Source organism: Streptomyces sp. CNZ287 (assembly GCF_007827615.1).
The window spans coordinates 71,781-84,204 of record NZ_VISV01000020.1 but is presented as its reverse complement, the minus strand read 5'-3'; the positions used below and the strand labels follow the sequence as shown (position 1 = coordinate 84,204).

Annotated in this window: 12 protein-coding genes and 1 pseudogene; 5 read left to right on the top strand and 8 right to left on the bottom strand. The window is 74.2% G+C overall.

The window, feature by feature from the left end:
- Window positions 1–261 precede the first annotated feature (261 nt).
- The 3 genes and pseudogenes from FB457_RS28935 to FB457_RS28925 all read right to left on the bottom strand — a co-directional run bounded on the left by FB457_RS28935 (window position 262) and on the right by FB457_RS28925 (window position 1,132).
- A complete protein-coding gene (locus FB457_RS28935; RefSeq protein ID WP_047016616.1) occupies window positions 262–453 on the bottom strand; it encodes a hypothetical protein in 192 nt (63 codons plus the stop codon).
- A 2-nt stretch (window positions 454–455) separates the two neighbouring features.
- Window positions 456–563 (bottom strand): annotated as a pseudogene (locus FB457_RS36510) (NUDIX hydrolase); the annotation flags it as partial.
- A gap of 116 nt (window positions 564–679) precedes the next feature.
- Entirely contained in the window at window positions 680–1,132 is a 453-nt protein-coding gene (locus tag FB457_RS28925; RefSeq protein ID WP_047016617.1) for a phospholipase, read from the bottom strand.
- Window positions 1,133–1,397: 265 nt separating this feature from the next.
- On the opposite strand from FB457_RS28925, the gene FB457_RS28920 reads away from it, so the two are divergent.
- Window positions 1,398–2,351: a DUF6528 family protein gene (locus tag FB457_RS28920; RefSeq protein WP_047016618.1), complete on the top strand. Its 954-nt coding sequence runs from the start codon at window positions 1,398–1,400 to the stop codon at window positions 2,349–2,351.
- Here the strand turns inward: FB457_RS28920 and FB457_RS28915 are convergent.
- From FB457_RS28915 to FB457_RS28905, 3 genes are all read right to left on the bottom strand, one after another.
- Window positions 2,332–3,591 carry an MFS transporter gene (locus FB457_RS28915; protein WP_047016619.1) on the bottom strand — a complete coding sequence of 420 codons (1,260 nt, stop codon included), beginning with the start codon at window positions 3,589–3,591 and terminating at the stop codon, window positions 2,332–2,334. The genes FB457_RS28920 and FB457_RS28915 overlap by 20 nt on opposite strands.
- A gap of 9 nt (window positions 3,592–3,600) precedes the next feature.
- Window positions 3,601–5,301, bottom strand: coding sequence for an apolipoprotein N-acyltransferase (lnt, locus tag FB457_RS28910; protein WP_047016620.1), 1,701 nt, complete (start codon window positions 5,299–5,301; stop codon window positions 3,601–3,603).
- A 174-nt stretch (window positions 5,302–5,475) separates the two neighbouring features.
- Entirely contained in the window at window positions 5,476–6,318 is an 843-nt protein-coding gene (locus FB457_RS28905; RefSeq protein ID WP_145783742.1) for a HEAT repeat domain-containing protein, read from the bottom strand.
- 151 nt (window positions 6,319–6,469) lie between these two features.
- Here FB457_RS28905 and FB457_RS28900 point away from each other — a divergent pair, with 151 nt between their 5' ends.
- Genes FB457_RS28900 through FB457_RS28890 form a run of 3 tightly spaced genes read left to right on the top strand, consistent with a single transcriptional unit; the run spans window position 6,470 to window position 10,422 of the window.
- Window positions 6,470–7,330 (top strand): ABC transporter ATP-binding protein, encoded by an 861-nt coding sequence (locus tag FB457_RS28900; RefSeq protein WP_047016622.1) that lies wholly within the window; start codon window positions 6,470–6,472, stop codon window positions 7,328–7,330.
- The gene (locus FB457_RS28895) at window positions 7,327–8,328 is read left to right on the top strand and encodes an iron-siderophore ABC transporter substrate-binding protein (RefSeq protein WP_047016623.1); all 1,002 of its coding nucleotides are present in this window, start codon (window positions 7,327–7,329) and stop codon (window positions 8,326–8,328) included. Before FB457_RS28900 ends, FB457_RS28895 begins: the two co-directional genes overlap by 4 nt.
- A 12-nt stretch (window positions 8,329–8,340) precedes the next feature.
- Window positions 8,341–10,422, top strand: coding sequence for an iron ABC transporter permease (locus tag FB457_RS28890; protein WP_145783812.1), 2,082 nt, complete (start codon window positions 8,341–8,343; stop codon window positions 10,420–10,422).
- Between the two features lie 46 nt (window positions 10,423–10,468).
- Here the strand turns inward: FB457_RS28890 and FB457_RS28885 are convergent, their stop codons facing one another.
- Together FB457_RS28885 and FB457_RS28880 are read right to left on the bottom strand one after the other, a co-directional pair.
- Window positions 10,469–10,813: an ArsR/SmtB family transcription factor gene (locus FB457_RS28885; RefSeq protein ID WP_047016624.1), complete on the bottom strand. Its 345-nt coding sequence runs from the start codon at window positions 10,811–10,813 to the stop codon at window positions 10,469–10,471.
- Window positions 10,810–11,301 (bottom strand): SRPBCC domain-containing protein, encoded by a 492-nt coding sequence (locus tag FB457_RS28880; protein WP_145783740.1) that lies wholly within the window; start codon window positions 11,299–11,301, stop codon window positions 10,810–10,812. The genes FB457_RS28885 and FB457_RS28880 overlap by 4 nt, the downstream gene beginning before the upstream one ends.
- Window positions 11,302–11,435: 134 nt before the next feature.
- Here FB457_RS28880 and FB457_RS28875 point away from each other — a divergent pair, with 134 nt between their 5' ends.
- On the top strand, window positions 11,436–12,305 hold the full coding sequence (locus tag FB457_RS28875) for an alpha/beta fold hydrolase (protein ID WP_047016626.1): 870 nt from the start codon (window positions 11,436–11,438) through the stop codon (window positions 12,303–12,305).
- The last annotated feature ends 119 nt before the right edge of the window (window positions 12,306–12,424 follow it).

Genomic DNA, 12,424 nt, shown 5'->3' with positions numbered 1-12,424 from the left:
CCGCCGGGCACCGATCCGTAGGCCCTTCAACGGGGTGCCGCTCCCCCCGGGCCACTCATAGCCGCCGGTCGTTACGGGCCGGAGTCCGGTGTCAAGGGTGGGGCGAAGCCCCATCGCGCAGCGACGCTCCTCGCAGCGAAGCGGAGAGGAGCGCCCTTGACACCGGACGGAGGCCCGCATCATCAGGAGATGGGTGGCCCGGGGGGTGCCCAAGCGATGCCGGTACCCCCGACGCCGCCCATCCGACGCCGGGCTGGCCCGTTACAGCAGGTGGTCCGCCTTGCCGGCCTTGATGTCCCGGATGAGCGTGCGGAGTGCTTCCACGGAGTCGGTGACCCGGTGCTCCTCCCTGCCTGCCACGGCGATGTGCGCGTTGCCCTCCGCGTCCGTGCCTATGCGGAAGCAGTTCCCCGAGTCCTGGCAGAACGGTTGCTCCCACGTGATGTCCGGCATGGGCCGCCCGGAAGGGTCCAGTTGCTCTCCCCCTCCGGCGGTACGTGCCGGGCGAGCAGCACCCGGCCGCCCGCGATGCACACCGCGTACGCCGCCAGCCGGAAACTCATCCCCGCACCCCCACCGCCGGACCCTCTTCAACCCCCACACCGAGGTGCCGGCGAACAGGCGTCCGGCCCCGGCGGCATGGGGCACCGCCGGGGCCGGATTGGGGGTGGGGACGGGGTCAGCCGAAGGCGCGGACGGCCTGGTAGTAGACCCAGGCGGTGCTGTTGCAGGAGGTCTTGGTGGCGCCCGAGTAGCGGTTGCAGACGCGCTTGAGGTCTTCGTAGAAGGCGCTGTCGAGGCGGGACTTGTTGGCGTCGAAGCCGCCGATCTCCTTGTAGTTGCGGTAGCCGAAGTCGTGGCGCTGGCAGGCTTTCTGGAAAGGGAAGCCGAAGGGGTTGTCGGGGGAGCTGCTGCAGTAGTCGGTCGACCAGTTGAACGCATAGGCGGACCAGGCGCCGCGGTTGGCCTCGGCGGCGGCCCAGGAGTTGTAGCTCGTGGCGCTGGTCTGGGTGAAGCTCGCGAGGACCTGGGGCTTGTCGGCGGGGGCGGCCTCGGCGGGGGCGACGGTTGCCAGGAGGGCTGCCGCGGTGACGCCGGCGGCGACCAGACCCTTCTTCGCGGTGGGGCGCATGGGGACTCCTCGGGTAGGTGCGCCGGGTCACGGCGCACGGCCTGGGGGTGCGCCAACTGCCGCGGGAGTGCCGGCAGTCGGCCGTGCCGGCGCTCAGACTATGCGCGTAGAATGGCCGTGGGAAGTCATGCCCCTGACAGGATCATGAAGTCGGTGTACGTCCCCCATGCCGCGCAACCGCGGCGCAACCGGCGTGCATTACCCGTGCATTACAACGGAAATCGGCCGGTCCCCACCGGCGAGCCGACGAACGGATGGACGGACGATGAAGCGACGCAGCCTGCTCACCGGAGCCCTCGCCGGGGCGGTCGCCGCGCCGGCCGCCGTCACCCTCGGCGCGTCGAAGGCGAACGCCGCGGTGGCCGACTACCCCATCGCGCTCACCGATCAGGCCACCAACAGCTTCCAGGTCTTCGACCGCACCGGCGACTGGTCCGCCGCGTCCGACTGGAGCTTCACCCCGGGGACCACGAACGGCTGGGACGACCCCTTCGAGATCCGCTTCCGCGCGACCACCCGCTACGGCACGATCGCGCTCATGACCGCGGGCCAGCCCGGCAACGGCCGCGCCGGCATCGTGGCCGTCACCGGCAACGGCAACCGGCTGGACCGCGGCGACCTCATCTGGGAGGCGTCCGTGGCCAGTTACCCGCACTGCATCGAGCGCATCCCGAACGTCGCCGCCGTGGTCGTCGCCGGCACCCGCGACCGCATCCACGTCTACGGCGGCGCCAACAGCGACCACTCCACGCTCCGCGAGGTGCAGACGATCACCGACATGCCCAAGCCGCACGCGGTCCTCTGGGACGACGTGAACGACCTGCTGTGGGTCACCGGCGGCACGGTCATCCGCACCTACCGGGTCACGGGCGCCAACTCCACGGCCCGGCTGGTGAAGTCGGGTACGGACATCACGTTCGCCGGCAACGGCCACGACATCCAGCCCGACTACACCGACCCCGGCAAGCTGTGGGTCACCGACAGCGGCCGGGTGTACTCGCTGGACAAGGCGACCCGGAAGGTGACGATCATCTCCGAGGAGAACTACGTCAAGTCCTACGTCCGCTACACCGACGGCGAGGCGATGTGGACCCTCGACCCGACCCCCGCGGATCCCCCGTGGGGCGGCCCGACCGTCTACTTCTCCGGCGGCCAGTCCAAGACCCGCCCCGGCGCCCAGATCTACAAGGCCCGCATCGTCACGACCCGCTTCCACTGACCCCGCCGGCCTCGCCGGCACCACCGGCACCGCCCGGCCCGGCGAGCAGCGCCGAGACCCCCAGCAGCGTAGGAGCCGCGACCAGCGCCGCCAGCACCACCGCCGCCCCGCCCGCGGCGAACGGCACGCGCAGCCCGTACGCCGCCGCCAGCACCCCGCCCAGCAGCGAACCCAGCGGCAGGCTGCCCCAGCTCAGGAACCGGTGCACGCTGCTGATCCGCCCCAGCAGCCGGTCCGGCACGATGGTCTGCCGCACCGCCGCGGTGAGCACGCTCCACGTCATCGTCGCGAACCCGAACCCGGCGCTGCTCGCCCCCGCCGCCCACGGATTCGACGTCGCCCCCATCGCGACCGTCGTCAGCCCGTGCCCGAGCACGGCCGCCACCAGGCACGGCCCCGCCGCCGCGGGCCGGATGCGCTCGGCGGCCCAGGACCCGGCGACCGCGCCGACCGCGACGGCGCTGGACAGCACCCCGTAGCCGACCGCCGACAGGTCCAGCGTCTCCAGGGCGTACAGCACGAAGACGGCCATGGTCATCGCGCGGGCGAGGTTCATGAATGTGACGACGACCGACAGGGCGCGGATCACCGGATGGCGCCACAGCCACCCGAAGCCCTCCCCTATCGCGCGCACCACGCCGGCCCTCGGCGCGTCCGCCGCCCCGGCGGGCCGGAACGTGCCCCGCAGCCGGCTCAGCAGCGCCGCGCTCGCCGCGAAGCTCACCGCGTCGAGCACGAACGGCACCGCCTGCCCGAGCCGGAAGAGGAGGCCGCCGAGGGGCGGGCCCGCGAACTCGTTGGCGCCCAGCTCCACGCCGAAGAGCCGCGCGTTGCCGCGCGTGAGCTGCTCCCGGGGCACGATCCGCGGCAGGATCGTGGGCGCCGCCGCGTCGTAGACCACCTCCCCGATGCCCAGCAGGAACACGACCGCGCACAGCACCGCGATCGAGGAGCGGTCGGCCAGGACGGTGGCGGTGAGGAGCGCGGCCAGGCACATCCGGACGAGCTGGACCGCGACCATCAGCCGACGCCGGTCGACCCGGTCGGCCAGGGCGCCGGCGGGGAGGCTGACCAGCAGCCACGGGAGTTCGGCCGCCACCGAGACGACGGCGACGGCCACCGGGTCGCGGGTCACGGCGGCGGCCAGCAGGGGCAGGGCGGTCAGGCGGACGCCGTCGCCGAGGTTGGAGACCGCGGAGGATAACCACAGCCGCCGGAAGTCCGCCCCCAGGCCCGTCACGGCGGCGGGTCAGTCCTCCGTCGGCGTACGGGCCCCGGAAGCCGGACCCGGACCCGAAGCGGAAGCCGAAGCCGAAGACGAAGCAGGAGCGCCCTCCCGGCGGCGCAGGTACAGCGCCGTGCCGAGCGACCCCGCCGCGATCGCCACGATCGCCCACTCCGGGGCCGAGCCCACCCGCGTCGCCAGGGTCTCGTCCGTGCGCAGCGGGACCTCCGCCGTCAGCACCTCGCGGCGCCACGGGCCCGTCTCGTCGACCGTCTCGCCGTCCGGCGTGACGATCGCGCTGATGCCCGTCGTGGAGGCGACCAGCGTCGAGCGGTCGTGCTCGACCGCCCGCAGCCGCGACATCGCGAGCTGCTGCTCGGGCTCGCCGAGGTTGCCGTCGCGCATGTAGGTGGCGTTGTTGGTGGGTACGGCCAGCAGGTTGGCCCCCGTACGCACCTGGTCGCGGACCTGGCCGTCGTACGCGACCTCGTAGCAGATCGACTCCGCCAGGCGCACGGCCCCGGCGTCCAGCCGCACCGCCTCCTCCCCCGGCTCGAAGTCGCGCGGGATGAGCTGGAGGTCGCCGAAGCCGCCGAGCAGCGCGCGCATCGGGATGTACTCGCCGAAGGGCACGAGCTGCCGCTTGGCGTAGTACTCACCGGGGCCGCTGCCCGGGAGCCAGAGGAGACCCGCGTTGCGGATGCGGTCGCCGGGGGCGTCGAGGATCGCGCCGACGACGACGGGGGCGCCGAGGTCGTCCACGACCTGGGAGATCCGGGCGCTGAGGACGGCGTCGTTGCGCGGGTCGCGGTCGGTGGCGTTCTCCGGCCACAGCACCAGGTCCGGCCGCTCCGCCCGGCCCGCCCTGACGTCCTCGACCAGTTCCTCGGTGGCCGCGATGTGGTTCTCCGCGACCATCTCGACCCGGGCCTGCTCCTCCAGGCTGCGCGCCCGCGGCACGTTGCCCTGCACCACGGCCACGGTCGCCCGCTCGTCGCCCGCGTCCCCGGCGCTCGGCAGCAGCAGCATCCCGCACGCCCCCAGCGCGACCGACCCGGCGAGCGCGACCGCCGGCACCACGCGGTGCGCGGCGCGCGCGGTGACCAGCGCCGCGAGCGCGCCCCCGGTGAGCGCGACGACGGCGCTGACCAACGGGGCGCCGCCGGCCGAGGCCCAGCCGAGCGTCGGGGCGTCGGCCTGGCTGAAGGCCAGCCGGCCCCAGGGGAAGCCGCCCAGCGGCACCCGCGAGCGCACCGCCTCGACCGCCACCCACCAGGCCGCCGCCCACAGCCACCAGGCCGGCAGCCGCACGAGCGGCGGCACGGCGAGGCACAGGCCGCCGAGCATCAGCGCCTGGATCACGCTGAGCAGCAGCCACGGCAGGATGCCGAGGTTGGACAGCCACCACAGCAGGGGGACGAAGAACGCGACGCCGAAGGCCGTACCGAGCCAGAACGTGTCCCTCTTGCGGCGGGCGCCGCGCAGCAGCACGAAGAGCGCCGCGGGCGCGACGGCGGCCAGCGGCCACAGCCCGTACGGCGGGAAGGCGAGCGCGAGCAGCACCCCGGCGACCGCGGCGAGCGCGGGCGGGAACCACGCCCGGCGGCTGAACGCCGCCAGCCACGGCGCCCGCTGCCCCACGGCGGCGGCCCACGCCACGGTGGCCTGCGGGGCCTCTCCGCCGCCCGCGGGGGCGGCTGTCGTACGCGGTGGTGCGGCGGTCACGGAGCCTCCAGGATGTGCTCGTCTGCGGGCGCCGCGGGTGCCTGGCGCTCGCGTGTGGGTCCGGCATCCGCACGCCGCCCACCCGTATTCTCGCCCCGGCACCCCCCTCGCGCGCCAGTGAGGTTCGCCTCCCGGCGCCGCCGGGCGCCGCGGGTACGTCCGGAAGCGGCCCGGCTACCAGGCCCCGACGTGCGCCAGCGCCCTCGTGACGTACCTGCGTACCGTCTCGTCCGCGTCGTCCGCCGCTGCCCGCATCCCCTCGGTGAACATCCTCCGCCCCTCCGGGGTGATCTCGCACACCACGGGACCGTCCACCGACCACCGGCCCGCGCCGCCGTTCGTGAGGCGGGCCAGGTGCTGCGCCACCCCGCGGCGCACCGGGACCGGACGGTCCTCCGCCAGCAGATCGAGCAGGGGCCGCAGCATCACGGTGTCGCCCGGGACGGCGAGCGCCGGGGCGACCCAGTCGACGGCCGGGATCAGCGGGTAGAAGTCCGGGCGGTGGAGCTCCCGCCAGGACGCCGGCGCGCGCAGCAGCCCGTCGAGGAAGTCCCGGGCCTCCTCGCCGCCGGTGTCGGCGAGCGCGAACATCAGGGCGCTGACGTAGTACGACCGCTCCACCCGGGGATGGTCCGTCTCCGACCGGATCGCCGCGATCAGCGGTGCGACCGCGCGCGGGTCGCGCAGCGTCATCAGCACGCGCGCGGCGTCCTCGCGGACGGACAGGTCGCGGTCCCGCAGCGCCGCGACGTACTTCTCGACGGGATGCGTCCTGCGGTAGTCCGCCTCGCCTTCCGCGGTGAGTTCGCGGTGCCGCCGCCAGCAGTCGTCGCAGGCTTCGCGGACGACGGTGGAGCCGACCCGGCCAGGCGCACCCACGTAGAACGGGGACAGCACCCCGGGCGGCGGCGCCTTCGTGACCCCTCCCGGCATGCGTCTGCGGCAGGCGTCGCACCAGGGGCCGGTGTGCTTGTCGCCACCTGCCAGGGCCGTACGGAGCTTCTTCCACCAGTTCACCGGGGCGGCCTCCTCGGGGAGATGGGGCCGCGGGGAAGCGTAGGCCGCCGGTCCGCGGAAGGCGAGGGGGCGGCCCTCGGCGGGGGGCGCGCAGACTTCCCTCGCGTACCGACTGCCGAGCCGGGGTGAGGTTAGGTTAACCTAAGCTCCCGTGAGAGCCGGAGAGAGCACGCCCACCGCCGCGGGAGCCCGCGGGCACGCCCTGTCCGCCGCCGACGTCACCGTGGCGTACGACGGCGTCGACGTCGTCCACGACGCCTCGCTGCGGCTGCGGCCCGGGGAGGTGACCGTCCTCGTCGGGCCCAACGGCAGCGGCAAGTCGACCCTGCTGCGCACCCTCGCGCGGCTCCAACGGGCCCGCCGCGCCAGCCTCGTCATCGACGAGGAGACCGACGGGTTCGCGATGTCCACCCGGCACTTCGCCCGGCACGTCGCGCTGCTCACGCAGGGGCGGCCCACGCCCAGCGGGCTGACGGTCCGCGACGTCGTGGAGTTCGGCCGCTACCCGTACCGCGGCCGCTGGGGCGCCTCCGACCCCGGCGGGCGCGCGGCGGTCGACCGGGCGCTGGCGATGACCGGCGTCACCGAACTCGCCGAGCGCGGCGCCGAGCACCTGTCCGGCGGACAGTTGCAGCGCGTCTGGCTGGCCGGCTGCCTCGCGCAGGACACCGGCGTGCTGCTGCTCGACGAGCCGACCAACCACCTCGATCTGCGCTACCAGGTCGAACTCCTCGACCTGATACGCGACCTGGCCGACGACCACCGCATCGCGGTGGGCGCCGTCCTGCACGACCTCGACCAGGCGGCGGCCGTCGCCGACCGCATGGTCCTGCTCGACGACGGCCGCATCGTCGGCGACGGCCGCCCGGAGGACGTCCTGCTGCCCGAACTGCTCAGCAGGGCGTACGGAATCCGCATCGACGTCGACGACGACCCCCTGACGGGCCGGCTGCGCACCCGCGCGATCGGCCGGCACCACAAGCGAAGCGAAAGGCTCAGCACCTCCTCATGACACGCCTCCTGCTGACCGCGGCGGTCGCCACCGCCGCGACGCTCACCCTGGCCGCCTGCGGCACCACCGAAGACGCCGCGGACGACGACGACAAGGGCGGCGCCGGCAAGGGCGCCGCGCAGCCGATCACCCTCACCGACTCCACCGGCAAGAAGGTGACGCTCGAAGACGGGCCCGCCACCAAGGTGGTCGGCACCGAGTGGAACGTGGTCGAGAACCTCGTGTCGCTGGGCGTCGACCCCGTCGGCGTCGCCGACGTCAAGGGCTACAACACCTGGGACTCCGCGGTCCCGCTCACCAACGAGCCCGAGGACATCGGCACCCGCGGCGAGCCGAGCATCGACACCATCGCCTCGCTCAACCCCGACCTGATCATCGCCACCAGCGACCTGCCCGAGTCGGCCGTCAAGCAGTTGAGCGAGCGCACCCCGGTGCTCACCCTCCGCTCCGCGGACGCCTCCGACCCCGTCGGCCAGATGACCGAGAACCTCGACCTCATCGCGAAGGCCACCGGCACGACCGACCGGGCCGAGAAGCTGAAGAAGGACTTCGACGCCAAGCTCGACGAGGGCAGGAAGGCGCTCGACGACGCCGGCCTGGGCGGCGCGAAGGTCGCCTTCGCCGACGGGTACGTCGTCTCCAACCAGGTCTCCATCCGCCCCTTCACCAGCGGCTCCCTGCTCGGCGGCGTCAACGAGCGGCTGGGCCTCGAGAACGCCTGGGACGTCAAGGGCGACAAGGACTACGGCCTCGGCTCGACCGACGTCGAGGGTCTGACGAAGCTCCCCGAGGACACGCAGTTCGTGTACATCGGCAACGACGAGGACGAGGCCAGCACCCCGTTCACCGGCGAGCTGAAGGACGACTCCGTCTGGAAGTCGCTGCCGTTCGTCAAGGCGGGCGACGTCCACCGGCTGGACGACGGCATCTGGATGTTCGGCAGCGTCGAATCCATGAACCAGTACGTCGACGCCCTCGTCGGCGCGCTGACGAAGTAGCCGGTGGCCTCGATGGCCGTCACCGCCCCGGCCACCGCCACCGCGCCCGCCCCGCCGCCGACCGTACGGTCGCGGACGGGCGCGGCGGCGGTGGCCGCCGGAATCGCTCTGGTGGTCGCGGTCCTCGCGGTCGTCGACCTCACCCAGGGCACCTCGGACGCGGGCACCGCCGAGGTCTGGAAGGCGCTCACCGGCCAGGCGGACTCGACCGACTCCTCCGTCGTCATCGCGTCCCGGCTCCCCCGGATGGTCGCGGGCCTGGTCGTCGGCGCGGCGCTGGCGATCGCCGGCACCGCCCTCCAGGCGGTCAGCCGCAACGTGCTGGCCTCGCCGGACACGCTCGCCGTCAACGCCGGTTCGTACGCCGCGCTGGGGCTGGCCGCCGCCACCGGGGTGTCGCTGCCGCTGCTGGCGTCCTCCGGCATCGCGTTCGCGGGCGGGCTCGCCGCCGCCGCGGTGGTGCTCGGGCTCTCGGGCCTGGGCACGGGCACCGTACGGCTGGTGCTCGCCGGCAGCGCGCTGACGCTCGGGCTGTACGCGGTCACCGAGGGGATGCTGCTGCTCTTCCCCGAGGAGACGCAGGGCCTCTACGAGTGGCACCAGGGCAGCATCTCGCAGAGCGGCTGGGACGGCGTCACGCAGTTGCTGCCGCTCGCCGTCGCCGGGCTCGCCGGGCTGCTGCTGCTCTCCCGGCGCATCGACGCCCTGGCGCTCGGCGACGACGCCGCCCGCGGGCTCGGCGTCCCGGTGCGCGCCACCCGCGTCACGGCGGTGCTGCTCGCGGTGCTGCTCGCCGCGGCGTCGGTGACGCTCGCGGGGCCGATCGGCTTCGTGGGGCTCTGCGCGCCCGCGCTGGTGCGGTCGGTCGCCCGCAGGTTCCGCACGTACGGCAAGACGCGGGCGGGCATTCCGCTGGCGGCGCTGCTGGGCATGGCGCTGGTGCTCGGCTCGGACGTGCTGCTGCGGGCCATGGTGCCCGCCGACACGGCGGTCTCCGTGCCGACGGGCGTGGTCACGAGCCTCGTCGGCGCGGTGTTCCTCGTCGTGATGGCCGCCCGGCTGCGGGACACCGCGGGCGCGGCCGACACCGACAAGCTGCGCATCCGCAGCCACCGCACGTTCGTGGTCACCACGGCGTTGCTGGTGGCGGCGCTGGTCGCCGTCACGGTCGTCGCGCTGCTGGTCGGCGACACCAAGCTGCTCCTCGGCGACGTCGCCAACTGGCTGCAGGGCCGGGCGGGGCCGACCACCGACGTGGTCCTGGACACCCGCGTCCCGCGGGTGCTCGCCGCGCTGCTGGCCGGCGCCGCGCTCGCGCTCTCCGGCACGATCGTGCAGGCCGTGACCCGCAACCCGCTGGCCGAGCCGGGCGTGCTCGGCGTCTCCAACGGTGCGGCGCTCGGCGCGGTGCTGCTGGTGACGACGGTGTCGGTGCCCAGCTCGTGGGCCCTGTCGGCCGCCGCGCTCGGCGGCGCGGCGCTCACCTCGGTCGGGGTCTTCGGGCTCGCCGCCCGCGGCGGCTTCCAGCAGAACCGGCTGGTGCTCGTCGGCATGGGCTTCGCGACCGCCTCGACGGCGCTGATCAGCCTGCTGATCGTGCTCACCGACCCGTTCAACGCGACGATGGCGCTGACCTGGCTCTCCGGCTCGACGTACGGGCGGACGCTGCCGGACGTGGTGCCGCTGGCGATCGTCCTGGTCGTGGGGCTCGCCATCGCGGCGGTCCGCCGCCGGGAGCTGGACCTCGTCTCGCTGGACGAGGACACGCCGCGGCTGCTCGGCCTCGACCTCGGCCGCAGCCGGCTGTGGCTGCTGATCCTGAGCGTCGTGCTGGCCGGCACGGCGGTGTCGGCGGCGGGCACGATCGGGTTCGTCGGCCTGGTGGCGCCGCACGCGGCGCGGGCGCTGGTGGGGCGGCAGCACACCCGGGTGGTGCCGGTCGCGGTGCTGCTCGGCGCGGTGCTGGTGTGCACGGCCGACGTCACCGGCCGCTCGGTGATCGCCCCGGCGCAGCTCGGCGCGGGTCTGATGACCGCGGTCATCGGCACGCCGTACTTCCTGTACCTCCTGGTACGCAGCCGGGCCGCCCGGTAGCGCGACCCCCTCCCCGGCCGCATCGGGGAGGGGGTCGCGCGCGGCGTCAGCTCCGCGGCGGCGGGCCGGAGTCCGGCAGCTCCGCCAGCTCCTTGATCCGCAGCAGGCGGCTCTCCCAGGCCCGGCCGACCCGGTCCAGCTCCCGGGCGAGCGCGTGGAGGCGGGCACCCACGGCCACGTACACGACCTCCCGGCCGCGCTGCTCGGACTCGACCAGACCGACCTCGCGCAGCACGTCGAGGTGCTTGCCGATGGCCTGCCGGCTGACCGGCATGACCTTGGCCAGCGCGGAGGCCGACATCGGGCCCTCGCCGAGACGGGTGAGTATCGTCCAGCGCGTCGGCTCGCCGAGCGCGGCACACACGACGGCGGGGCCGGCGGCCGCGGTCACGACCGGGGTGCCGCGGCGGCGGCCTTCTCGACGTAGCGTTTGCCGGCCGCCAGCTCCTCGGCCCAGCCCACGTCGTTGCCCTCGCGCTCCTTGAGCCACGCGGACCGCTCGTCGAAGAGGCGGGAGAAGCCGCTCTCCACGACCCGCAGCGTCACGCCGCCGGGGCGCTCGTCGATCCAGAACTCGACGAGGGTGGAGCCCTTGGCCCCCGGCTGGTTCCGGCCGGTGAGCCAGCGGAAGGCGGCGTAGCGCGGCTTGTCCAGCTCCACGGTGCTGAACCGGAACTCGCCGAACCTGTCGCCGCGGACGACGGCCACGTCCCCGTCGTAGCTCAGGTCGGGCTCGGGGTCGACCTCGCCCTCGTTGATGTACCAGCCGGGGCGTACGACCAGGTCCCAGACCCGGTCGGCGGGGGCGTCGATGTCGATCCGGCGGGCGACCCGGTCCAGCTCCGCCAGTTCCGCGTCGGTGTACGCGATGTCGTTCACGGTTCCTCCTCGCGTGTCTATCTGCAACCGCAGCATTGCACATGAATCCCGTCTACTGCACCCACAGGGTTGCAAGTGTGGGGGGTCACCTCCGGCGCCGATGAGTTTGCGCGTGCCGCACCGTCTGCACGGACATGGACACACACACGCTGAACCTCCCCGGCGCCGACCTCGTCTACGACGTGCGCGGCCCCCTGCCCACCGCCGACGGCCGCCCCCCGCTGCTGCTCATCGGCCAGCCCATGGACGCCGGCGGCTTCCGCGCGCTGGCGGCGCAGTTCACGGACCGCACCGTCGTCACGTACGACCCCCGCGGCCTCGGCCGCAGCACCCGCAAGGACGGCCGGCACGACCACAACCCGCAGACGCAGGCCGAGGACGTGCACGCCCTCATCGCCGCGCTGGGCGCGGGCCCGGTCGAGCTCTTCGGCAGCAGCGGCGGCGCGGTGACGGCGCTGGCACTGGTGACCGCGTACCCGGAGGACGTGACCACGCTCGTCGCGCACGAGCCGCCGATCATCCCGGCGCTCCCCGACGCCGAGGCCGCGGAGCGGGCCCGGCAGGGCGTCACCGACGCGTACAACGCCAAGGGCTGGGGCACCGGCATGGCGGCGTTCATGGGACTCGGCGCCTGGCAGGGCGAGTTCACCGACGCCTACTTCGCGCAGCCCGCGCCCGACCCGGCGGCCTTCGGCATGCCCGCCGACGACGACGGCAACCGCGACGACCCACTGCTCTCCGACGCCTCCTGGGCCGTCAGCGGCTACCGCCCGGACCCGGCCGCGCTCGCCGCCGCGCCGACGCGCGTGGTCATCGCGGTGGGCGAGGAGTCCGGCGACACCTTCACGGCCCGTACGGCACGCGGCACGGCCGCGCTGCTCGGGCAGGAGGCGACGGTCTTCCCCAGCCACCACGGCGGCTTCCTCGACGCGGAGTACGGCTACGCGGGCCGGCCGGAGGCGTTCGGCGCGAAGCTGCGGGAGGTCCTCGACGCGAGCGCGTGAACAGACACCGCGCCATGTCCGTATGTCACTTACACCCCGCGGTGCGCCACCCCCGCGCACCCCGCACCGATCACCTCCACCGCACCGGGACAGCCGCGGCGCGGGCCGGACACGGGGCC

Excerpts from the sequence above, each read along its gene's own strand:
- FB457_RS28935 (WP_047016616.1), bottom strand. The coding sequence starts at position 453 with ATGCCGGACATCACGTGGGAGCAACCGTTCTGCCAGGACTCGGGGAAC.
- FB457_RS28925 (WP_047016617.1), bottom strand. The coding sequence starts at position 1,132 with ATGCGCCCCACCGCGAAGAAGGGTCTGGTCGCCGCCGGCGTCACCGCG.
- FB457_RS28920 (WP_047016618.1), top strand. The coding sequence starts at position 1,398 with ATGAAGCGACGCAGCCTGCTCACCGGAGCCCTCGCCGGGGCGGTCGCC.
- FB457_RS28895 (WP_047016623.1), top strand. The coding sequence starts at position 7,327 with ATGACACGCCTCCTGCTGACCGCGGCGGTCGCCACCGCCGCGACGCTC.
- FB457_RS28890 (WP_145783812.1), top strand. The coding sequence starts at position 8,341 with ATGGCCGTCACCGCCCCGGCCACCGCCACCGCGCCCGCCCCGCCGCCG.
- FB457_RS28875 (WP_047016626.1), top strand. The coding sequence starts at position 11,436 with ATGGACACACACACGCTGAACCTCCCCGGCGCCGACCTCGTCTACGAC.